This window comes from Halioglobus sp. Uisw_031 (assembly GCF_047729875.1).
Lineage (GTDB): Bacteria > Pseudomonadota > Gammaproteobacteria > Pseudomonadales > Halieaceae > Marimicrobium.
Genome location: NZ_CP159826.1, coordinates 3,085,287 through 3,107,201 on the forward strand (window position 1 = coordinate 3,085,287; position 21,915 = coordinate 3,107,201).

19 protein-coding genes and 1 tRNA gene are annotated in these 21,915 nt (G+C 53.7%); 5 read left to right on the forward strand and 15 right to left on the reverse strand.

Annotated features, from left to right (window positions below; genetic code table 11):
- Positions 1–20: 20 nt before the first annotated feature.
- Entirely contained in the window at positions 21–485 is a 465-nt protein-coding gene (nrdR, locus tag ABXT62_RS13945; protein ID WP_415355891.1) for a transcriptional regulator NrdR, read from the reverse strand.
- Between the two features lie 213 nt (positions 486–698).
- Positions 699–1,961 (reverse strand): serine hydroxymethyltransferase, encoded by a 1,263-nt coding sequence (gene glyA / locus ABXT62_RS13950; RefSeq protein ID WP_415355892.1) that lies wholly within the window; start codon positions 1,959–1,961, stop codon positions 699–701.
- A 173-nt stretch (positions 1,962–2,134) separates the two neighbouring features.
- Between glyA and ettA the strand changes: the two genes are divergently transcribed.
- Positions 2,135–3,799: an energy-dependent translational throttle protein EttA gene (gene ettA, locus ABXT62_RS13955; protein WP_415355893.1), complete on the forward strand. Its 1,665-nt coding sequence runs from the start codon at positions 2,135–2,137 to the stop codon at positions 3,797–3,799.
- 60 nt (positions 3,800–3,859) lie between these two features.
- Here ettA and radA read toward each other — a convergent pair whose 3' ends face one another.
- Positions 3,860–5,242, reverse strand: a complete 1,383-nt coding sequence (radA, locus tag ABXT62_RS13960) for a DNA repair protein RadA (protein ID WP_415355894.1) — start codon at positions 5,240–5,242, stop codon at positions 3,860–3,862.
- Between the two features lie 108 nt (positions 5,243–5,350).
- On the opposite strand from radA, the gene ABXT62_RS13965 reads away from it, so the two are divergent.
- Positions 5,351–6,481 (forward strand): DnaT-like ssDNA-binding domain-containing protein, encoded by a 1,131-nt coding sequence (locus tag ABXT62_RS13965; protein ID WP_415355895.1) that lies wholly within the window; start codon positions 5,351–5,353, stop codon positions 6,479–6,481.
- On the forward strand, positions 6,393–7,064 hold the full coding sequence (locus ABXT62_RS13970; RefSeq protein ID WP_415355896.1) for a replication protein P: 672 nt from the start codon (positions 6,393–6,395) through the stop codon (positions 7,062–7,064). Before ABXT62_RS13965 ends, ABXT62_RS13970 begins: the two co-directional genes overlap by 89 nt.
- Before the next feature lie 45 nt (positions 7,065–7,109).
- Here the strand turns inward: ABXT62_RS13970 and dnaB are convergent, their stop codons facing one another.
- The 7 genes from dnaB to rnr form a co-directional block, all read right to left on the reverse strand.
- On the reverse strand, positions 7,110–8,516 hold the full coding sequence (gene dnaB / locus ABXT62_RS13975) for a replicative DNA helicase (RefSeq protein WP_415355897.1): 1,407 nt from the start codon (positions 8,514–8,516) through the stop codon (positions 7,110–7,112).
- Between the two features lie 181 nt (positions 8,517–8,697).
- Complete coding sequence (rplI, locus tag ABXT62_RS13980; RefSeq protein WP_415355898.1) at positions 8,698–9,147, reverse strand: 50S ribosomal protein L9; 450 nt, start codon at positions 9,145–9,147, stop codon at positions 8,698–8,700.
- Positions 9,148–9,185: 38 nt separating this feature from the next.
- Entirely contained in the window at positions 9,186–10,097 is a 912-nt protein-coding gene (locus ABXT62_RS13985) for a hypothetical protein (RefSeq protein WP_415355899.1), read from the reverse strand.
- Positions 10,098–10,136: 39 nt separating this feature from the next.
- A complete protein-coding gene (rpsR, locus tag ABXT62_RS13990) occupies positions 10,137–10,364 on the reverse strand; it encodes a 30S ribosomal protein S18 (protein WP_415355900.1) in 228 nt (75 codons plus the stop codon).
- Positions 10,365–10,411: 47 nt separating this feature from the next.
- Positions 10,412–10,855 carry a 30S ribosomal protein S6 gene (gene rpsF, locus ABXT62_RS13995; protein WP_415355901.1) on the reverse strand — a complete coding sequence of 148 codons (444 nt, stop codon included), beginning with the start codon at positions 10,853–10,855 and terminating at the stop codon, positions 10,412–10,414.
- A 128-nt stretch (positions 10,856–10,983) separates the two neighbouring features.
- Positions 10,984–11,751 (reverse strand): 23S rRNA (guanosine(2251)-2'-O)-methyltransferase RlmB, encoded by a 768-nt coding sequence (gene rlmB, locus ABXT62_RS14000; protein WP_415355902.1) that lies wholly within the window; start codon positions 11,749–11,751, stop codon positions 10,984–10,986.
- A gap of 2 nt (positions 11,752–11,753) precedes the next feature.
- Complete coding sequence (gene rnr, locus ABXT62_RS14005; RefSeq protein ID WP_415355903.1) at positions 11,754–14,099, reverse strand: ribonuclease R; 2,346 nt, start codon at positions 14,097–14,099, stop codon at positions 11,754–11,756.
- 147 nt (positions 14,100–14,246) lie between these two features.
- On the opposite strand from rnr, the gene ABXT62_RS14010 reads away from it, so the two are divergent.
- Both ABXT62_RS14010 and ABXT62_RS14015 read left to right on the forward strand, forming a co-directional pair.
- Positions 14,247–14,333: transfer RNA gene (locus ABXT62_RS14010), tRNA-Leu, on the forward strand.
- A gap of 315 nt (positions 14,334–14,648) precedes the next feature.
- Positions 14,649–16,091 (forward strand): site-specific integrase, encoded by a 1,443-nt coding sequence (locus ABXT62_RS14015; protein ID WP_415355904.1) that lies wholly within the window; start codon positions 14,649–14,651, stop codon positions 16,089–16,091.
- A 126-nt stretch (positions 16,092–16,217) separates the two neighbouring features.
- On the opposite strand, the gene ABXT62_RS14020 is transcribed toward ABXT62_RS14015, so the two are convergent.
- From ABXT62_RS14020 to ABXT62_RS14040, 5 genes are all read right to left on the reverse strand, one after another.
- Positions 16,218–17,687, reverse strand: a complete 1,470-nt coding sequence (locus tag ABXT62_RS14020) for a leucine-rich repeat domain-containing protein (RefSeq protein WP_415355905.1) — start codon at positions 17,685–17,687, stop codon at positions 16,218–16,220.
- Between the two features lie 108 nt (positions 17,688–17,795).
- Complete coding sequence (locus ABXT62_RS14025) at positions 17,796–17,927, reverse strand: hypothetical protein (RefSeq protein ID WP_415355906.1); 132 nt, start codon at positions 17,925–17,927, stop codon at positions 17,796–17,798.
- A gap of 124 nt (positions 17,928–18,051) precedes the next feature.
- Entirely contained in the window at positions 18,052–19,050 is a 999-nt protein-coding gene (locus ABXT62_RS14030) for a hypothetical protein (RefSeq protein ID WP_415355907.1), read from the reverse strand.
- A gap of 88 nt (positions 19,051–19,138) precedes the next feature.
- Positions 19,139–20,140: a hypothetical protein gene (locus ABXT62_RS14035; protein WP_415355908.1), complete on the reverse strand. Its 1,002-nt coding sequence runs from the start codon at positions 20,138–20,140 to the stop codon at positions 19,139–19,141.
- Between the two features lie 558 nt (positions 20,141–20,698).
- Positions 20,699–21,856: a hypothetical protein gene (locus ABXT62_RS14040; protein WP_415355909.1), complete on the reverse strand. Its 1,158-nt coding sequence runs from the start codon at positions 21,854–21,856 to the stop codon at positions 20,699–20,701.
- Positions 21,857–21,915 lie beyond the last annotated feature (59 nt).

Consider the following 21,915-nt stretch of genomic DNA (forward strand, 5'->3'; position numbering starts at 1 on the left):
GGCGGGCGTTAAAAAACCGGTCAGTTTGTTGTCGGTTCTGCTTCTAACCGCTCTATTTCGTTGCGAAATTCGGCGATATCCTGAAAACTTCGGTAAACAGAAGCAAATCGCACATAGGCAACCTGATCCAGTGTTTTCAAGGTTTCCATCACCAACTCACCCAACACCAATGACTCCACCTCGCGCTCGCCGGTCGCTCGCAGGACCTGTTTAATGCTATTAATTTTCGCCTCGATATCCTCAACAGAGACCGGACGCTTCTCTAGGGCGCGCAGCAAACCGGCACGCAGTTTCGTCTCATCGAAAGGCTCACGGTTACCGTTTTGCTTGATTACCCGAGGCATCACCAGCTCAGCCGTCTCGTAGGTAGTATAACGCTCTGCACAGCTTAGACACTCCCTGCGGCGGCGCACCTGATTGCCCTCGGCAACCAGCCGGGAGTCGATGACCTTAGTATCTTGTGCGGCGCAAAACGGACAGTGCATCTGCGAGTCTCGTTAATCTAAGTCTATGAACAGTAACACATTTTTAGTGTTCCCGACTTGACTCATTTAAGGTACACATCAGGCAACGACGAACGCCTGCGGGCTCGCTACTCGAAGCCCGAGGGTTGATGAGTGAGCGCACACCCCATCGAGCATCCATAGCATGCAAAAGAGAGTATGAAGCCGCTGTCAGTTGCCGGCGAACTAAGCGCGTTAGCCGTAAACCGGAAAGCGCTGACAAATTTCCAGCACTTTAGCCTTTACTGCAACAATCACCGCCTCGGACGTACCATTCTCAAGCGACTCCAACACATCACACATCCAGCCGGTGAGCTCGATAGACTCTGCTTCACCAAATCCACGGGTCGTAATGGCAGGTGTGCCGACGCGCAGACCTGACGTGACGAACGGAGAACGCGGGTCGTTGGGCACCGCATTCTTATTGACGGTGATGTTAGCGTCGCCCAGAGCCGCATCGGCATCTGTACCGGTATAGGGCTTGCCAATCAGGTCGACCAGCATCAGGTGATTCTCGGTGCCACCCGAGACAATCTTGATACCCCGTTTGATAAAGGTGGCCGCCATCGCCTTGGCATTCTTGACGACCTGCTTTTGGTACTCGACAAACTCAGGGCTCTGAGCTTCCTTGAAACTCACAGCTTTGGCTGCGATCACATGCATCAGCGGCCCTCCCTGAATTCCGGGGAATATCGCAGAGTTAAATTTCTTCTCCAGCGCCGCATTTGCCTTAGCTAAAATAATCCCACCGCGCGGGCCGCGCAGCGTTTTGTGAGTGGTGGACGTCACGACATCGGCGAAGGGCACCGGATTGGGGTAGATGCCGGCGGCAATAAGGCCCGACACGTGGGCCATATCGACCAAGAGGTACGCACTGACTTTGTCGGCGATCTCTCGAAAACGTGCCCAGTCGACAATCTGGGAGTAAGCGGAAAAGCCAGCCACGATCATTTTTGGCTTGTGCTCCAGCGCCAGCGCCTCTACCTGGTCGTAGTCTATCTCACCCGTCTCGGCGTTCAGTCCATATTGGATGGCGTTGTATGTCTTGCCGGAAAAGTTAGGCTTGGCACCGTGAGTCAGGTGACCACCGTCCGCCAGGCTCATGCCTAGTATGGTGTCGCCCGCGTTACACAGCGCCAGATAGACGGCAGCGTTGGCCTGAGAGCCAGAGTGGGGCTGAACATTCGCATAATCTGCGCCGTACAGTGCCTTGACGCGCTCAATGGCCAGCACCTCGGCTTTATCGACATACTCACAACCACCGTAGTAACGCTTACCGGGGTAACCTTCAGCGTATTTATTAGTCAGAGCAGAGCCCTGGGCTTGCATCACGCGCGGACTGGCGTAGTTCTCAGACGCTATAAGCTCGATATGGTCTTCCTGGCGACGTTCTTCTTCTGCGATAGCGCTAAAGATCTCATCGTCGAACCCTTCAATAGTCATGTTGTTATCAAACATGCTTATCCCTCTCATTGGTGACAGGGCAGATGTAATCTACCCCAGATGGCAACCGCGTATTTTACCCGAAACGCGAGCTCGATATAAGAGTAGTATGCGATGCAGGCTGAACTATTAACGCTTCTTTTCTGCTAAAATTTTCTTTCTACCATCAAGACAGCGGACACACCTCAATGGCTCAATACGTCTTCACTATGAACCGGGTCGGCAAAATCGTGCCGCCCAAAAAAACGATCCTGCAGGATATTTCTCTCTCCTTTTTCCCCGGAGCCAAGATCGGCGTACTGGGCCTCAACGGATCGGGCAAGTCGACCCTGTTGCGCATCATGGCGGGGCTGGATAACGATATCCTTGGCGAAGCGCGGCCCCAACCCGGCATCAAGATAGGCTATCTTCCCCAGGAACCTCAGCTCAATACAGACAAGGATGTGCGTGGTAATGTCGAAGAAGGGGTTCAGGAGGCCATCGATGCACTCGGCGGGCTGGAGAAAGTCTACGCCGACTACGCCGAACCTGATGCAGACTTTGATGCACTCGCCAAAGAGCAAGGCCGACTCGAAGACATTATTCAGGCCACAGACGCCCACAACCTGGACCACAAATTGGAAGTTGCCGCTGATGCGCTGCGTCTGCCACCGTGGGATGCCAATGTGGAGACACTGTCGGGGGGTGAACGGCGCCGGGTAGCATTATGCCGCTTGCTCCTCTCCAACCCTGACATGATACTGCTCGACGAGCCAACCAACCACTTGGACGCCGAGAGCGTGGCCTGGCTCGAGCGCTTTTTACACGATTTTCCTGGCACTGTGGTGGCCATAACTCACGACCGCTATTTCCTCGATAATGCCGCAGGCTGGATCTTAGAGCTGGACCGTGGTCGCGGCATTCCGCACGAGGGCAATTACTCGGACTGGCTGGACGCTAAAGAACAACGCTTGGAACTGGAAAAACGCACAGAGGCCTCTCATCAAAAAGCCATCCGGTCGGAACTGGAGTGGGTGCGCAGTAATCCCAAGGGTCGTCAAGCCAAAAGCAAAGCACGCCTGCAACGTTTTGAGGAATTGCAGTCGCAGGATTATCAGACTCGAAACGAGACCAACGAAATCTACATACCTCCGGGACCGCGCTTGGGTGACAGCGTCATCGACGTTAAAAACCTCCGCAAAAGTTTCGGCGAGCGCCTCCTTTTCGACAATGTCAGCTTCACGGTACCTAAAGGCAGCATAGTAGGCATCATTGGCGCCAACGGCATGGGTAAATCCACACTGTTCAAAATTTTGATGGGTGCGGAACAGCCCGACAGTGGAGAAGTCAATGTGGGCGAGACGGTTGAGCTAGGTTATGTGGACCAGTCACGCGATGACCTAGACGGCAGTAAAACCGTATGGGAAGAACTGTCCGACGGCCTGGATATCATCCGTATCGGCAACTATGAAGTGCCCTCTCGGTCCTACGTGGGGCGCTTCAATTTCAAGGGCTCGGACCAGCAAAAATTCGTCAAGGATCTCTCCGGCGGCGAGCGCAACCGCCTGCACCTAGCGAAACTATTGCGGCAGGGCGCCAATGTACTGCTGCTCGACGAACCGACCAACGATCTTGATGTAGAGACGTTGCGTGCGCTGGAGGATGCGCTGCTTGTCTTCCCGGGAGCTGCCATGGTGATTTCACACGATCGCTGGTTCCTAGACCGTATCGCCACACATATCCTTGCCTACGAAGATGATGGTGGCGTGGTATTTCACGAAGGCAATTTCACCGATTACGAAGAGGATCGCAAGACACGCCTCGGCGCTGCAGCAGATCAGCCACAGCGGTTGAAGTACCGCAAGCTCAAGTAACTCGTAGCCTTTGCTTGTGGGCACCCTTAAACTGGAAGAGAAAGCAGGCCAGCTGGAGGGTTAATCCAGCGCTGCCAGCGCATCGGCGAGTTTGGATACTGCCGTTATCTCCATCCCAACAATAGGCCGCTTGGGCGCATTGCCCTTTGGCACAATGGCCCGTTTGAAGCCATGCTTGGCGGCCTCGGCCAGGCGCTCCTGGCCATTAGGGACGGGCCGAATTTCACCCGACAAACCCACCTCGCCGAAAATAATCATGTCGCTCGGTATGATTCTGTCGCGATAACTCGACACAATGGCCAGCAACAGGGCAAGGTCTGCACTCGTCTCTAGTACTTTGACGCCGCCCACTACATTCGCAAATACGTCCTGGTCACCGACTTGGAGACCACCGTGACGGTGCAGCACTGCCAGCAGCATGGCTAATCGGTTTTGTTCCAGCCCGACGGCCACACGGCGTGGGTTGCCCAGCTGGCTGTCGTCCACCAGCGCCTGAATTTCTACCAACAGTGGGCGCGTGCCCTCCCATACGACCATCACGGCGCTGCCTGAGGCGGGCTCACTGCCACGGTCGAGAAAAATAGCAGAAGGGTTTTTGACCTCACGCATACCCTGCTCTGTCATCGCAAAAATGCCCAATTCGTTCACGGCACCGAAGCGATTTTTCTGTCCGCGCAGCGTGCGAAAACGGGCATCATCACTGCCGTCCAAAAGAATAGAACAGTCGATCATGTGCTCCAGCACCTTGGGGCCTGCAAGGGAGCCGTCCTTGGTGACATGGCCCACTAACAACAACACCATTCCGGTCTGCTTCGCATAGCGGATCAAGTAGGCGGCACATTCGCGCACCTGCGACACGCTACCCGGGGCAGAGGTGATCTCATCGGTATGCACCACCTGAATAGAATCTACCACCAGCACCTTAGGCTTGAGCTCCTGCGCTGCACCGACAATGGCTTCCACGTTGGTCTCGGACATGAGTCGCAGCTTGTCTGTCGGCAATTGCAGGCGCTGCGCACGCATGGCGATCTGCTGCAGGGATTCCTCCCCGGTGATATACAAGGCCTCCATGGTACAGGCGAGATGGCACATGGTTTGCAGTAGCAGAGTACTCTTACCGGCGCCCGGATTGCCGCCTATCAGGATGGCCGAACCTGGCACTAATCCACCCCCCAAAACTCGGTCAAACTCTTCTGCGCCGGAGGAGAATCGAGGCAGATCCTCCAAATTGATATCCTTAAGGACTCTAGCGCTGTCCAGAGTACCGGTGAACCCGGCGAGCTTGCCTCTCACCTGTGCGCCGGCGCGACCCGATCCTTTTTCTGGACCGAGCTTGATTTCAGTCAGCGTATTCCAGGCCCCGCAGTCGCCGCATTGACCCTGCCACTTCACATAATCGGAGCCGCAATCGGTGCACACAAAGGCAGTCTTTTGTTTTGCCATTTTTCTTCCAGAAGGACTCAGTTTTTAAGCTGGATAGCGAGGCGCACCGCGCACCGATTCCACGAATGCGGTATCCTAACCCACTTGCGACAAGATTCCGGTACCACGATGTCAGATTTTTCCCTGATTCCCGAACGACAGCTGTTGTTTTCCCCGCTTCTGGCGGCAACCATTGGCCTTGAGGAGGCCATTTTGTTGCAGCATTTACAGCCATTGTTCGAACATCACAGCCCGCAGACCCGAAACGGCTACGCGTGGCTCAGTGTGGACAGAACCTTCCTGCTGCGCACCCTACCCTTCTGGAGCGCAGAAGATTTACATCGCATCAGCCGCAGCCTGGCAGATAAGGGCGTGCTGTTGATTGACTCCGCGCCATTGCATACCGCCACACAACTGGTGTTTGCCCTGAACGAACCGGTTAAGCCGACCGATAAGCCTTCCACATTAGAGCCAGCCCCGTTGGCGCCGACCAAGCGCAGTGCGGGACTACTGCCGCTGCACTGGTCGCCCAGCGAAGACTTGCTGCAGTTGTTAAGCCTGAACCATAACATACCGCGCCAATTCGCCCTGGACCAACTGGAAGATTTCATCTTTTACTGGCGCGAACGCGCAGAGGCTAGCCATGCCTGGGAGAATAGGTTTCGCCAGCACATTATTTCCGCCTGGCGGCGCCATCAGCAAAATCAGGCAGAATCGTTCCGAGTCCCACCGACCACAACACTGGACAATAACTGGCGCCCCAGCGCGGACGCTATGGAGATCATGGAACGGGGAGAGATTGAGCGCGAATTTATTGAACAGTCCGTTCCCGAGTTTATCCTGTATTGGCGGGAGCGCGGTGCCAATCCGAAGGAACTCAACTCAAAGTTTATCCAGCACATCCGCATACAGTGGGCCAAATACACCTCCAGCCTGGAGCACAGCACAGAGCCCAAACGTATTGCTGACCACTGGCAGCCTTCCGGTGACGTCTTTGATATTTTGCGCCTGTCCCATATCGATACCCAATTTGCCCAATCACTCGTGCCCGAGTTCATCGTATACTGGCGCGACAGTAACCAGGCGCAGACCTCCTGGAACAGCAAATTTATCCAACATGTAAAACACCACTGGGCAAAACGTCACCAGATTGAACAAGCGGGACAACGTAATGGCGGACATAAAGAAACGAGTACAACGGGTCGCACGAGAGATCGAAGCCTCCAGCAAGACCTCACCGACACATCCTGGGCAGAGTGAGGCCAGTCGCAGACTAGCCATTGAGGCGCATGTCGATGCACTCAATCAGGTCTTCGCTTTGTTCCGGCTGAACTATCACAACCAGTACTATGCGGCCTTCCCAGACGCACAGCAGCTCAATCAAATTAAAAAACTGTGGCTGGAGTCACTGTCAGACTATCCGGTGGAACACATCCTGAAGGGGGCCAAGCACGCCATAGAGCACAGCGAATATTTGCCCACACTGAACCGAATGCTTGAATGCTGCCAGCAAGGGCTAGCCGATCTGGGTCTTCCGCCCGCGCACAACGCCTATGTAGAAGCTTGCAGTGCACCTTCCCCTAAATCTGCCCAAGCTTGGAGCCATGCTGCTGTTTATCTGGCTGGCCGCGATAGCGACTGGTTCTTTCTGGCCAACAACACCGAACGCACCAGTTGGCCCGTGTTCAAGGGCCACTATGAGAAGTATTGTGCGCGAGTGCTGCGCGGTGAATCACTGACAGTGCCGGAACCTGAAGCGATAGAACAGAAGCCCTCTGAACCGATTGCGTCTCAAGAGCAGCTTGCTAGGTTGCGCGAGCTGCGCGAACAAACCGGTCTCTAACGTTTAGATCGCAGAGACATCATCCGCTGCCAAAACGTTCTGGCTCTAACGCTCGTCTGAGGAGCCACGAGCAAGGTTCTCAAAGCGTGTATATTGGCCTATGAAGGCCAGACGACAAATCCCGATGGGACCATTTCGCTGCTTACCAATAATGATTTCGGCGATGCCCTTCTCTTCCGACTCCTCGTGATAGACCTCATCGCGGTAGATAAACATAATGACGTCCGCATCCTGCTCAATGGCACCAGACTCTCTTAGATCTGAATTCACCGGCCGTTTATTGGGGCGTTGTTCGAGTGAGCGGTTTAGCTGGGACAGCGCTACCATTGGCACCTTGAACTCTTTGGCGATAGCCTTGAGGCTGCGCGATATCTCGGAAATTTCTGCCGTACGGCCATCGGATGAGCCCGCTACCTGCATGAGCTGCAAGTAATCCACCATGATCATACCCAAACCCCCGTGCTCACGCGCTACCCGCCGAGCACGGCTGCGTATCTCCGTGGGCGTGAGTGCGGGGGTATCGTCAATGTACAAAGGCACATCCTTAAGTTTGGTCACCGCCGCACTCAACTTGGGCCAGTCCTCTTGTTCGAGCTTACCATTGCGAAGACGCGTCTGATCGATACGGCCAATGGAGGACAGCATACGAATGATCAGGGAGTCGGCCGGCATCTCCATACTGAACACCAGAATGGGCTTCTTCTGATTTAATACTGCATGTTCCACCAGGTTCATGGCAAAAGCGGTTTTACCCATTGAGGGCCGACCGGCCACAATCACAAGATCGGAATCCTGTAAACCCGATGTCATGTTGTCCAGTTCGATAAAGCCGGTACTGATACCGGTGATAGCGCCACCGGATTGGAACAGCTCCTCTATCCGACCCAGAGCAGCCTGCAATAAAGGGTTAATATCTTTGGGAGCACCGTCCTTGGGGCCGTCCTCCCCGATCTGCATGATCCGGCGCTCCGCCTCGTCAATCAGCTCATCTGACTTGCGTCCGTCGGGGTTGAAACCACTCTCGGCTATTTCCTGCGCCGCCTCGATCAGCTTGCGCAGGCAGGCTCGCTCGCGCACCACCTTAGCATAGGCCCGGATATTAGAGGCGCTCGGCGTGTTCTGGGCCAGTTCTGCCAGATAGGTAAGCCCACCCGCCGCGTCCAGTTCATCTCTGGCCTGAAGCTTATCGGCTACGGTGATGACATCGACCGGTTCCGCCGCTTCAGCCAGTTGTGCTATCTGGCGAAAGATCAAGCGATGGCCTAAACGATAGAAATCACCGTCTGAAACCAATTCAGCAACCGCATCCCAACCGTCGGCCGAGAGCAACAGGCCACCCAGCACTGATTGTTCTGCCTCAGCAGAATGCGGCTGCATCTTAATCCGCGCAATCTCACCCGTTCCGGGGTAGCGGATTTCAGAAACATTGCTGGGAAACTCTGGGTCGGCCATAACGGATATTATTTTTTACGGGTATACAGCCTATAGGAAATAGGCGATCAGAAGAAGTGAAAACACCCTGCTCGCAGGCCACAATTGCATCGCGACCGCAATACAGCGAGAATGCACCGACTAAGCCAGTCGGCGCATTATCTGAGATTGGACGCTCCCCGCAGGAAACACACGCAATCACTTACTCTGGAACGACCTCAACAGCAACCATTGCCGTAACGTCACCGTGGACCTGAATAGCCACTTCATACTCACCCAGTTCCCGCAGTGCGCCCGTTGGAAGACGAACTTCAGACTTGTCCACCTCACAACCGAGCGCCACAATGGCGTCCGAGATATCCCGTGTGCCGACTGAACCAAACAGCTTACCTTCTTCACCGGCATTGGCAGCGATCGTGATCAATCCCAGCGCATTGATTGCATCAGCCCGCAATTGCGCTGTGCTCACTAGCGCGGCAGCCGCAGCTTCTAGTTCTGCGCGGCGAGCTTCAAACTCTTCAGTATTGCTCTGTGTGGCGCGCACCGCTTTACCCTGTGGAATAAGAAAGTTACGGCCAAAACCAGCCTTCACATCCACTTTATCCCCGAGCCTACCTAGCTTGGCGATATTTTCCAGCAAAATGATTTCCATCTTACGTTCCTCTCTTCGGGGAGTATTCTCCCACCACTTCAAATGTCTCGATCGTCTTTTTGGTCGTGCTCGTCGTGCTTATTCAGCTCTTTTCCCGGCGCTTTATGCCAGCGCTGGCGAAAGTTAATCCAGCTGTCAGCGATAACGAACAACACCAACACAAATTTCACCGGGTCAAACAGCAACCAGATGATGTAAAACCACGTTAACCATCCCTTACTCTGTCCGAGTGCCTCTACACGAGCGTGGATTAACGCCAGGCCCGCGAATGTCAGCGGGAGAAGGCATATCATCGCCCATGATCGGTACTGCTCGCCAAGGCCCCAAAGGGCGATGGCCGCCACAGCCAGCGTCGAACTGACCGCTGTCGAATACTGTAACGCTTTGAACTCGTCACCAAAACCACCCGGGTTATACAGTGCTGCCTGCCAATATCGCGCCAACAACAAGCACAGTACCGATATCGTTGCCGTTACCGCTCCGAGCATACCCGCAATCTGCCCCGCTTCCGGCCTGGGCAATACGATGGGTTGCCCTTCCTTCGACAATTGCTCCTCAAGCGCACCGAGAAACTCACTGAAGAAAGCTACCATCTGATTCAGGTACTCTGCGGAGAAGGCCATCAGGGCCAATCCGGTCAAAACGCCAACGCCAACCCCTGCCAATACTGCCAGCGACAAACTCACCGTGCTACGCAGCACCAGCGCCAGGACCATGGTCCCTACCAACAACGTCATTGGCCCACTATCGCCATAGGCATAAAGCAACGTGCCGGCTGGCAACAGAGCCCACATGAATAACCAGGCCCCAGATCCCACACCTTTGCGCAGGATAACTAACGCCAACGCCGCCGCGCTAATCCAACAAAATAATAAGCTACCGGCGCCCGCCATTATAACTACCAGCGCCTGCAGTCGTCCGCGCATGACAAAATTTGCCAAGCCCTTCAAGAAAAACCTCGACTGGGCAATGCGCGGATCAAAGGTTTGTTACAGGTGTGCATCCGTGTACGGCAACAAGGACAGGAAACGCGCTCGCTTGATGGCGGTCGCCAACTGTCTCTGATATTTAGCCTTGGTACCGGTAATACGGCTAGGAACAATCTTGCCGGTTTCGGACACGTAAGCCTTCAGCGTTTCCAGATCCTTGTAATCAATTTCTTTAGTGCCTTCGGCAGTAAAGCGACAAAACTTACGGCGACGGAAAAAACGTGCCATGGTGATACTCCTCTAAACCTCTATATTCGTTACATGACGGAGAAAACTTACTCTTTATCCGTCTCATTATCATCGGTACCGGCATCGTCAGCAGCAACAGCGGCGACTTCAGCAGGGGCAGCCTCAGGCGCCTGACGCTCTTCGTAGCGGCTCTTGCGCTCACGATTCTCTTTCTCAGCCTTCATGATGAAAGATTCTTCAATCACAGACTCTTTGCGGCGAATGACCAGGTTACGAATAACAGCGTCGTTGAAACGGAAAGTGGTTGTTAGCTCTTCCAGGGCTTCGTTAGAAGCCTCCACATTCATTAGCACGTAGTGTGCTTTGTGGATCTTGTTAATGGGATAGGCCAACTGACGGCGCCCCCAGTCTTCAAGACGATGCACCTGACCGCCATCTTTCTGGATAGCGAGGGTGTAGCGCTCGATCATGGCGGGCACTTGCTCTGACTGGTCCGGATGGACCATGAATACGATCTCGTAATGTCGCATACAATAAGCTCCTTAAGGGTTAATGCTACCCACAATAGTGGTGTAGCAAGGAGGACCGGCCATCGAAATAGCCGGGCAATTTTTGAGGAGCCGAAGTCTACCGAGTTTGGCAGTAGGTGACAAGGAGATTATTTGTCTGGGGCGCTGCGCTGGCGAACCACCTCAAACAAAAAAACACCCGCTGCCACGGAAACATTGAGGCTACCCACGGAACCGGCCATCGGCAGATGTATCAGATTGTCGCATTGCTCTCGAGTCAAGCGGCGCATACCTGCTCCCTCAGCTCCCATCACAAGCGCGAGAGATCCCTTTAAGTCACTGTTATATATCGATTTTTCTGCACCGCCATCGGCACCATAGAGCCACACACCGCGTTCCTGCAGAGCCTGTAGAGTACGACTGATATTGGTCACCCTGACGAAGGGCACTACTTCTGCCGCACCACAGGCCACTTTGCTCACCACGGGCGTCAGATCCGCCGAATTGTCCTTAGGCACCACGACGGCATCGACACCCGCCCCATCCGCACTGCGCAAACAGGCCCCCAGATTGTGCGGGTCGGTAACACCGTCCAGCACCAAAATCAGCATTGGACCCTTCTTATTTTCAACGGCCTGCAGCAAATCAGACTCGCGCCACAGATTCGACGCGGCAGACCCTTCCTGCACCGCAGCAGCACTCATGCGAGCCACCGCTCCCTGGTGACGCCCGTTGACCATTGCGTCTAGGTCAGCACGGGGCTCGCGCGACACAGCGACTCCCTGATTCTGCGCCAACTCCAGCAATGCGGCCATGCGCTTGTCGTCACGACCCACTTGCAGGAGCAAGCACTGCACTGATTTGGGATTGCGACGCAGCAGGCTCTCAACCGTGTGAATGCCGTAGACGTATTCCATGTTTAACGGCGCCGCCTTGGCCCAGTCTTACTTTTTGTCTTGGGGGAGGGAGTAGTTTTTTTCGCTTTTTTGGCAGCCTTGCCAGGCGGACGACCCGCAGACTTTTTTGATGCAGCATTGCGCGGACTTTTGGCGTCGATCAACTCCAGTTCGATCTTGCGATCATCGAGGTCTACGCGAGCCACCTGCACCCGAACAATGCCCCCGAGCTGAAAACTGCGCCCTGAACGCTCACCGGTTAGGCGCTGATGGGCCTTATCGAAGTTGTAGTAATCGCCTGGCAGGGCCGTGATGTGGACAAGCCCTTCTATATAAAGGTCTTTGAGTTCCACGAATAGGCCAAAGCCCGTGACCGCGCTAATAACGCCGTCAAATTCGTCTCCGACATGCTCCTGCAGATATTCACACTTGAGCCAAGAATCGACTTCCCGAGTGGCGTCATCCGCACGGCGCTCGCTCATAGATGAATGCTCTCCCTGGATCACCATGGAACGAACATCATAGGGAAATATCTGTTTAGCCGGGATGGGCTCGGCGCCCTTAATTCGCAACACACCTTTTGCATTACCGCCGCTGCGAATAAGGTGCCGTATCCCTCGGTGCACTAGCAAGTCGGGATAACGTCGTATGGGCGAGGTGAAATGAGCGTAAGCCTCGTAGTGCAAGCCAAAATGACCTTTGTTTTCCGGCTGATAGACGGCCTGGCTGAGGGAGCGCAGAAGCATTGTTTGGATCACATTTGCATCCTCTCGGTCGACTATCTGCAGTAACAGTTGCTGATAGTGGACAGGGGTCGGCTTGTCGCCGCCACCAAGGTCCAGACCCAATTCCCCGAGGAACTTGCGCAGGCCCTCGAGCTTTTCTTCTCCCGGCCCCTCATGCACCCTAAAGAGTATAGGCAGCTTGTTAGCATCATAAAAACGTGCCGTCGCGACGTTCGCACAGAGCATGCACTCCTCGATCAGCTTGTGCGCATCGTTTCTCACCACCGGGACAATAGCTTCAATCTTGCGGTGCTCATCGAATATAATGCGGGTTTCCACAGTCTCGAAATCGATTGCGCCGCGTTTGTCCCGTGCGGCGCGCAACACACGATAGAGGCTGTGCAGGCGCTTAAGGTCGGGCACACGCTGGCTGTCGACGTCAGCGTGACTGCCCTGCTCCAACACCTCACCCACCTGGGTGTAAGTCAAACGGGCATGAGAATGAATAATCGACTCATAAAAACGGTATTTAGCCAGTACGCCAGCAGCGGTTAATTCCATTTCACAGACCATCGCTAGACGATCCACATCGGGCTTCAGTGAACACAGACCGTTGGATAGTGCCTCCGGCAGCATAGGTACCACCCGCGCTGGGAAATAAACGGAGTTGCCACGCAATGATGCCTCTTGATCGAGAGCGGAATCAGGCCAAACATAATGGGAGACATCGGCAATCGCCACCCAAAGACGCCAGCTTCCACCACTGCCCTCTTCACAGTAAACCGCGTCATCAAAATCTCGGGCATCCTCACCATCGATAGTCACAAACGGTAATTGGCGCAAATCAACCCGGTGTTGCTTGTCTTCTTCAAGCGGTTCAGCTTCCAAACCGGCCGCTTCATGGAGCACTTCATCAGGCCACTCCCAAGGAATCCCGTGTGACCGAATGGCAACATCAATTTCCATTCCTGGGTCTAGGTGTTCACCCAGCACCTCGGCAATACGACCCTTGGCACCGAGCTGACGGGTGGGATAGTCCGTAATTTCCACTGTGACAATTTGACCCGGCTCAACGCTACCTTTTGCCTTGGTGGGTATGAGTATCTGCTGCGTGAGACGGCCGTTGTCGGGGATGACAAAACCGATGCCGCTCTCTTCCTTATAACGACCCACCACCGTTTTGTGCTTGCGCTGCAGCACTTCTATCACCTTACCTTCCAAACGACCGCGGCGATCTTCCCCGGTCACCTGAATCAACACCTCGTCGCCGTCAAACACAAAGTGCATCTGCCGTGCGCTAAGATAAATATCCTCACCCTCTGCTATGGGCATAGCGAACCCATAACCATCGCGGTGGCCCTGCACTCGGCAGTGCAGCAGATGCATCTTGTCTACTAGGCAGTACGCATTGCGGCGATTGACCATCAACTGGCCGTCTCTCTCCATGGCACGCAGACGCTTTCGCAGAGCTTCCAGCTGTTCTGGCTCCACCAGATTCAAGCTCTTCGCAATGTGGGTGTGATCGAGGGGCTTTTCCGCCTCGCTCAACAGCTCGAGGATAACCTCTCGACTGGGTATCGGGTTCTCGTAATTTGCCGCTTCACGCTCGGCATGGGGATCGGCAATTTTGCCTTTTCGGGTCATAAGGTCTGAATCTTCCGTAAGAGTTTTGTTGTGAGATTTTGGCGATGTCACCAAATTATACGCTAGGATTGACAGGGCCGCGCGGGAAAAGTACAGTTCGCGCCCTGACAGTCCCAGTCCGCAAGATTTGCGCGAGGGCCTGCTCTTGCCCAGGTGGTGAAATTGGTAGACACGCTAGCTTCAGGTGCTAGTGCTCGTAAGGGCGTGGAGGTTCAAGTCCTCTTCTGGGCACCAAACGCTTGTATAGTAGCATATTATGGGTTTTAGGCCCCGTCTGCGTCACCTGTGACAATATGCTATGACAATCTCCTTCATTGAGCAACGGCCTTCTGGCTTTTACCTACGCTATACCATCCCCAAGCACCAGCAGCATCTTCTGAGCTATCGACAACTGCGATATAGCCTTCATAATCCGTCAAAGCGGCTCGCTGTTAAGGTGGCCAGGGCTGTTGTCAGCCGTATTGAGGTATTATTGGCTGCCACCGAGAGGAATCAAGCAGTGCTGGACGATCAGACAATCAGACAATCAGGGACACGATTAGGCGTTATGTGCTTGAGGAACAGAGCAGGCTATCAGATGGGCACCTCATCTTTCCACCAAGGAATGAGAATGAGCACGAGATCACTACTGATTTTATACGTGAAAACCTTGGGCACCTTCGGGCTGTCCTAGCCATCTCTAAGTTTGACGGGGATGAACGCTTCCCCGCTACAACGTTCACTGAGAACATCGAGTTGGAAGTGTGCAAGCTATTTAGGCTCGATCCAACTCCAACGAATACCGCAAGCTTAGAGTTTAAGAGGGCTTGTCGCGAATGGACCAGAGCAACGAGTGAGCTGTGGACCGAACACCTGCAGCGCCTTGACGGCCAGACGGGGCCTTCTGAACCTTCGTACCTATCGGGTGCTCCCGTTGTTCGAGTAGAACCCATAGCATCCATTGTGAAGCCACAGGGACCACGCATTAAATCACAGCTAGAACCTTTTATTGATGATAGGAACGCTGGCCGACCAATGAGGGAGAATACCGCTGATGCCTACAGAGGGCATGTAAGGGCCTTCACTGATGTCCTGGGAGATCTGCTGGTTGACGAGGTCAGCTACGAGACAGCTACACAGCTCAGAGATACGCTGCTCAAGTTGCCGAAGAATAGGAACAAGAAGAAAGAGTATCGTGATCTGACCGTGAAGCAACTGTTGAAGCTGGACATACCAGACAGCGAGAAGTTACAGGGCCGTACAGTGGGGGAAATCATTGCAGCCTTGAAGACTCTGTTTGATTGGTTAAAGGTGAAGCGGTTGCTTGAAGTTAATCCGTTTGATGGTGTGATCGTCGCAAGTAATAGCCAGTCATACGCAAGCCTCTCCCCTACCGATCTCACCACAGTATTCACCAGCGAGTTGTATCAACCCGGCACTCACCCTTTAGCTAGCCAATGGTGGCTCCCGCTTCTCTCATTGCACACCGGAGCCAGACCTTCTGAACTACTTCAGATGAGGCTTGATGATATAACAACAGTGGACGGCATACTGTGCGCTTCTGTGGTGGATGATGCCGACACTGGGCAGCAAGTGAAGACACAAGCTGGCATCCGTACCTTCCCAATTCATCCGCTGCTGCTGGAGCTGGGCTTTGCTGAGCACATCAAAGAGCTACGAGCTGGCAACCATGATCGTGTGCTTCACGGTATTCCGTTAGGAAATCGAAAGGCTGGAGACCAAGCTGGGAAATGGTGGAATGAACGCTACCGTGTGAGGCATCTACATGGATTCAAAGAGCAGCGTAAGACCTTGTACAGCTTCAGGCACACCTTTGTAACGCATGCGTTGAATGTAGCGGACATTGAGTTGCCATTGGTGCAGCAGATTGTAGGGCATGAAAAGAGTCAGATGGGAGCAACGAAGCATTACGATAAGGGAGCGACCATGACACGGTTGTTTGATGAGCTGAGTAAGGTGAACTTCAAGTTGCCACCTATCAAGCGGGTCTAGCGGCGAGGACAGTGCTGTGCTTCGGCTAACTACCCTGCTCGACTAAAAGTATGCAAGCTGGAGCGCCTGACAGCAAAACGGCCCCCGAAGGAGCCGCTGTTTATTGCATTCGCCGAGCGAGCTTACTCAGACTTTACGCAGTTTCCTGATGCCCACCAGCAACAGCAGTCCTGCCATGATGCCCAGTAGCCACAGTGGGCTGGTTGGGACAGGCGTGGCGCTAGACGGCGACGTGCCATAGAACGGAGGAGGCGCGACGGTGTCTGGGCCCCCGACAACGAATGGTTCACTCGTTGCAGATGCGGGACTCGTTCCTATAATGTTCGTCGCTGTTACAAAACACTCATACGTGTCGTCATTGTACATCGAGGGGACTGTAATAGGTGACGTGGGGCCAACTACGTTTACCCGAACCCGCCCCGAACCCACCACACGGAGGCAGGAGGCTTCATAGCTGTAAGCTGGCGAGCCATTGTCAATCCCCGGGGTAAAGGCGACGGTAAGCTGACCGGCGCCTGGCGTTATCGAGTCTATGGTCGGGGCGTCCGGTGGCGAGCAAACTATCGACGTCGCTGTGATCGTGGTCGAGCCATTGCTAAAGTCCTGCGGCCAACCCGTTGTCCCTTCACAGTACGTGATCGTCGTCAGGTTGGGATTGACATCGAACATAGCTTCTCTTTCGGTGGAGCCGCTGCCTGTCGTGTTGAGTTGAAAGTCACCAAAGTTGCCCCCAAAGTGCGCGCTGGTGAGGGCGTTGTCGGAGAAAGCAGCTACCTCAATGGTCGTAACGCTGGCTGGAATAGTCACGCTGGTGAGGGCGTTGTCGGAGAAAGCAGCTACCTCAATGGTCGTAACGCTGGCTGGAATAGTCACGCTGGTGAGGGCGTTGTCGGAGAAAGCAGCTACCTCAATGGTCGTAACGCTGGCTGGAATAGTCACGCTGGTGAGGGCGTTGCCGTCGAAAGCAGCAAGCCCAATGCTCGTAACGCTGGCTGGAATAGTCACGCTGGTGAGGGCGTTGTCGGAGAAAGCACTATTCCCAATGGTCGTAACGCTGTCTGGAATAGTCACGCTGGTGAGGGCGTTTTCGTAAAAAGCCCCCTTCCCAATGGTCGTAACACTGTCTGGAATAATCACGCTGGTGAGGGCGTTGCCGTCGAAAGCATAATTCCCAATGGTCGTAACACTGTCTGGAATAATCACGCTGGTGAGGGCGTTGCCGGTGAAAGCATTATTCCCAATGGTCGTCACGCTGTCTGGAATAATCACGCTGGTGAGGGCGTTGACGGCGAAAGCATAACGCCCAATGGCAGTAACGCTGTAGGTTGTTCCGCTTTTCGAAACAGTGGCAGGAATAACAATGTCTTTTTCGCCGCGGCATGTCCCGGCCGGTGTAACCCCTCGATCATCTTGACAGCGCACTTCGACAGTCGTCCCACTGGTGATGGAATAACTGAAGGGGGACCTATCAAAGCACTGCAGGCCGATAACAGCGCAGCTATAAAATGCCAAAGCCTGAGCCGATAGCATCGAAATAAGCAAGAATGCGAATGAGGCGAGTACGCCGCGCTGTGGTGCTGTTGAAGCTGGGCTCATTGGAAGAACCTTCCATGGTTAAATTGCACGCGGACTATACCACGCTGGCTCTTGTGTAATAGGACTAATCTCCAACAAAAAACCCGCACTAGGCGGGCTTGAGAAGGCTCAGGTTTTACGCAGCTTGCTCATGCCTACTAGAGACAGCAGACCTGCCATGATGCCCAGTAGCCACAGTGGGCTGGTTGGGACGGGCGGGTTCATTGGCATCGTAGCGGATTGCGAGGTTTGATTGATCAACGCAACCGCTTTCAACGGTTTTGGCTGTACGTCATAAACACACTCAACATAACAGATAAAGCCCGCCCGCTATAAGAGCGGACGTTAGTCTTTTTTCAGGTGCTAGCTTGAGGTTAAGGTGCGCCTAGCAACTAACACTTTTACAACTCTGCCAACTTCCACTCCTAAATACAAAGCTACCACCACCATCATGTACTCGGACACCGCGATTATCGACGGCATCGGTAAGCCCTTTTATCGTGGGGGCGTTCCACGCTTTTTTGACGGGTGCCTTTGTGGCTTCGGGTGTTGCAAAGCGATAGAGAATATCCGCCGATACACGCCCGTCGAAGGCATCGTCGTAAGACAAGTTGGTGCCGATGCTGAAACCACTACCGATGTTGTAAGCCACGCGTCCTTGCACACCCGAGCCATCAGCATATCCAAGGTCACCTTTTTGATAGTAGTAGCCAACGGAGGTTTCGAACTCAGGCGTAATGCTGTAGCCCACATCGACACCATAGGTATCCAAGGACCCACCGTCATAGACACTGTTGAGTCGGTATTCGGTGTCATCAACGGGAACCAGCGCATAGACGTTCACGTTCCACGTATCCGAAACCGCCTCTATGCCGAAAGCCACCTGCTGGAAATCAACCTCTTGCGAGTTGGTCACTGGCACACCTGTGTCAGCAGACCCTGTTGCCATCTCACGCGTGTCATAGCCGCCATTCACACCCAACATCCAAGCACTGTCATCGGTGAGCCAGCGATACCCTATGCGTGTCGAGGTGGATAGCGTGGTGCCATCCACTTCTGTGTTAATGATGCTGGAGTAGTCGCCGAAGTCTGCAAAGTTGGCATTGGCAAGGACGTCCAAGAACAGCACGCCGTTGTCGCTCACCATCATGGGTAGGAAGAAGCCAAGACCTGCTTGGTTAGGTGTGCCTGCACCTTGCGTGGCCCCTTGGAAGCCCCAGTTAAACTTCACCACGTCTTTGAGATTGACCTCCATCTCAACAGGGTCTTTGGTGCTGTTGTCTTGTGCCACCTGTGCTAACACACTGCCCGACAGGGGCATTGAAAGCATCAATACTGCTGGGGCGAGTAGATGGCGTTTTAGGGCTGTTGAAGCATTAGTCATTAGAAGCATCTTCCGTGATTTATTTGAAAGCAACATACCAAAATGTCCATGAGGGTCAATAGCTCACACTAGGCGGGCTTGAGAAGATTCAGGCTTTACGCAACTTCCTAATGCCCACTAGAGACAACAAGCCTGCCATGATGCCCAGTAGCCACAGTGGGCTGGTTGGGACAGCTGTTGCTGTTGCTGTTGCTGGTGCTGGAGCCGCCGGGGTAATCTTTGACACATTGTCAGAGCCTCGGTTGGTAATATAGACATTGCTGTCCGCATCAAGCACGAGGAACTGCGGCGAGTCACCGGTCGTTCCAAAAATTGTTGAGGTGCCGTCAGGTGTGATCTTTGACACATCATTCGAGTTGGTGTTGGCCGTATAGACATTGCCGTCCGCATCAATTGCGATTCCGATCGGGGAGGAACCGGTTGTTCCAAGGATATTTGAGGTGCCGTCAGGTGTGATCTTTGACACATCATTCGAGTTGCTGTTGGCCGTATAGACATTGCCGTCCGCATCAATGGCGATTCCTGCTGGGGAGGAGCCAGTTTCTCCAAGGATGGTTGAGTTGCCATCGGTTGTGATCTTCGACACATTATCAGAGCCACTGTTGGCCGTATAGACATTGCCGTCCGCATCCACTTCGATCCCGTTTGGGCCGATGTCTGTCGCGCCAAGAATAGTTGAGGTGCCGTCGGGTGTAATCTTCGACACATTTCGCGAGTTAGTATTCGCGATATAGATATTGCCAGCCGCATCTGTTGCAAGCAACTGCGGGAAGTCGCCGGTTGTTCCAAGGATGCTTGAGGTGCCATCGGGTGTGATTTTTGACACATCACTGGAGCCAACGTTGGCGGTATAGACATTGCCCACCGCATCAATTGCGATTCCTACTGGGGAGGAGCCAGTTGCTCCAAAGATGTTTGAGGTGCCATCGGGTGTGATCTTCGACACATTATTAGAGCCGGCGTTGGCCGTATAGACATTGCCGTCCGCATCAATTGCGATTCCGATCGGGGAGGAACCGGTTGTTCCAAGGATGGTTGCATTCGCGGTAATAACAAACAGCAGGGCGACTGAGCCTACCAATAGTTTCATGAGCGTTGTTATCGTTGCGACTGAGGCGAATATACTGCGCTGTGATGCTGTTGAAGTGCGGGTCATTGAAAAAAACTTTCCATGGTTAAATTGTGCGAGGACTATACCAGCGTAGCTATGGGGGTCAATAGCTCACACTAGGCGGGCTTGAGAAGGCTCAGGTTTTACGCAGCTTCCTGACAGCCACCAGCGACAACAAGCCTGCCATGATGCCCAGCAGCCAGATAGGGCTTGTTGGGACGGGTGGGTTCACTGGCACCGTAGCGGATTGCGAGGTCTGATTGATCAACGCAACCGCTTTCAACGGTTTTGGCTATACGTCATAAACACACTCAACATAACGGATTATGAACGTATTCTTAGAGGTAATAAATAAAGACAGTGAGCTTGTATTGCCTGAGCTTTTTATATGAACTATTGAATACTGAACTCACGATGCAAGCATCTTTAGGGCTCTGGTCGTGCCAGGCATTGAAGGACGATATAGGCGGTTATTAGAGCTAATAAAGAAATAAAAAGCCCCTGTCATAGCAGAGGCTTTGCTGAATCAGGCTTTGCTTAATCGTCAAGAGGAGCAATCAGCTGAGGAACTGTCTTGGCTGGGTTAGTTCCGGGAATTGCTCCCTGACCCGTACAGTAAAATATCTGCTGAAGAACACTGCAACTTGTCTTGGGTGGCGGCGTACAAGTAATAGTGCGATCTGGATCCGATGAGGGGCCAGTGAATCCAACAAACTTACTGTAGCTTGGATTATGACACCTTGCCGTGTCCCATCTCACGTCATTTACTCGGACACCGCGATTATTGACGGCATCGGTAAGCCCTTTTATCGTCGGAGCGTTCCAAGCTTTCTTGGTGGTGGCCTTGACCGCTTCGGGTGTTGCAAAACGATAAGTGATATCCGCCGATACACGCCCGTCAAAGGCATCGTCGTAAGACAGGTTGGTGCCTATGCTGAAGCCGCTACCGATGTTGTAAGCCACGCGTCCTTGCACACCCGAGCCATCAGCATATCCAAGGTCACCTTTTTGATAGTAGTAGCCAACGGAGGTTTCGAACTCAGGCGTAATGCTGTAGCCCACATCGACACCGTAGGTGTCTAAAGCCCCACCGTTATAAACACTGTTCAGTCGGTATTCGGTGTCATCAACGGGAACCAGCGCATAGACATTAACATTCCACGTATCCGAGACCGCTTCTATGCCGAAAGCCACCTGCTGGAAATCAACCTCTTGCGAGTTGGTAACGATCACACCTGTGTCAGCAGACCCTGTTGCCATCTCACGCGTGTCATAGCCGCCATTAACACCCAACATCCAAGCACTGTCATCGGTGAGCCAGCGATAGCCTATGCGTGTCGAAGTCGATAGCGTGATGCCATCCACTTCTGTGTTAATGATGCTGGAGTAGTCGCCGAAGTCTGCAAAGTTGGCATTGGCAAGGACGTCCAGAAACAGCACACCGTTATCGCTCACCATCATGGGTAGGAAGAAGCCAAGACCTGCTTGGTTAGGTGTGCCTGCGCCTTGTGTGGCCCCTTGGAAGCCCCAGTTGAACTTCACCACGTCTTTGAGATTGACCTCCATCTCAATAGGGTCTTTGGTGCTGCTGTCTTGTGCCACCTGTGCTAACACACTGCCCGACAGGGGCATTGAAAGCATCAATACTGCTGGGGTGAGTAGATGGCGTTTTAGGGCTGTTGGAGCGTGGGTCATTGGAAGCGTCTCGTTCACTATTGAATTGAATTGAGCGGACTATACCACGCTGGCTCTTG

What these genes read in the sequence shown, in the direction of transcription:
- ABXT62_RS14035 (WP_415355908.1), bottom strand. Translation starts at nt 20,140, where the DNA reads ATGAAACTATTGGTAGGCTCAGTCGCCCTGCTGTTTGTTATTACCGCG.
- rpsR (WP_415355900.1), bottom strand. Translation starts at nt 10,364, where the DNA reads ATGGCACGTTTTTTCCGTCGCCGTAAGTTTTGTCGCTTTACTGCCGAA.
- radA (WP_415355894.1), bottom strand. Translation starts at nt 5,242, where the DNA reads ATGGCAAAACAAAAGACTGCCTTTGTGTGCACCGATTGCGGCTCCGAT.
- glyA (WP_415355892.1), bottom strand. Translation starts at nt 1,961, where the DNA reads ATGTTTGATAACAACATGACTATTGAAGGGTTCGACGATGAGATCTTT.
- ABXT62_RS13970 (WP_415355896.1), top strand. Translation starts at nt 6,393, where the DNA reads ATGGCGGACATAAAGAAACGAGTACAACGGGTCGCACGAGAGATCGAA.
- dnaB (WP_415355897.1), bottom strand. Translation starts at nt 8,516, where the DNA reads ATGGCCGACCCAGAGTTTCCCAGCAATGTTTCTGAAATCCGCTACCCC.
- rpsF (WP_415355901.1), bottom strand. Translation starts at nt 10,855, where the DNA reads ATGCGACATTACGAGATCGTATTCATGGTCCATCCGGACCAGTCAGAG.
- nrdR (WP_415355891.1), bottom strand. Translation starts at nt 485, where the DNA reads ATGCACTGTCCGTTTTGCGCCGCACAAGATACTAAGGTCATCGACTCC.
- rplI (WP_415355898.1), bottom strand. Translation starts at nt 9,147, where the DNA reads ATGGAAATCATTTTGCTGGAAAATATCGCCAAGCTAGGTAGGCTCGGG.
- ettA (WP_415355893.1), top strand. Translation starts at nt 2,135, where the DNA reads ATGGCTCAATACGTCTTCACTATGAACCGGGTCGGCAAAATCGTGCCG.
- rlmB (WP_415355902.1), bottom strand. Translation starts at nt 11,751, where the DNA reads ATGGAATACGTCTACGGCATTCACACGGTTGAGAGCCTGCTGCGTCGC.
- rnr (WP_415355903.1), bottom strand. Translation starts at nt 14,099, where the DNA reads ATGACCCGAAAAGGCAAAATTGCCGATCCCCATGCCGAGCGTGAAGCG.
- ABXT62_RS13965 (WP_415355895.1), top strand. Translation starts at nt 5,351, where the DNA reads ATGTCAGATTTTTCCCTGATTCCCGAACGACAGCTGTTGTTTTCCCCG.
- ABXT62_RS14040 (WP_415355909.1), bottom strand. Translation starts at nt 21,856, where the DNA reads ATGACCCACGCTCCAACAGCCCTAAAACGCCATCTACTCACCCCAGCA.
- ABXT62_RS14030 (WP_415355907.1), bottom strand. Translation starts at nt 19,050, where the DNA reads ATGACTAATGCTTCAACAGCCCTAAAACGCCATCTACTCGCCCCAGCA.
- ABXT62_RS14020 (WP_415355905.1), bottom strand. Translation starts at nt 17,687, where the DNA reads ATGAGCCCAGCTTCAACAGCACCACAGCGCGGCGTACTCGCCTCATTC.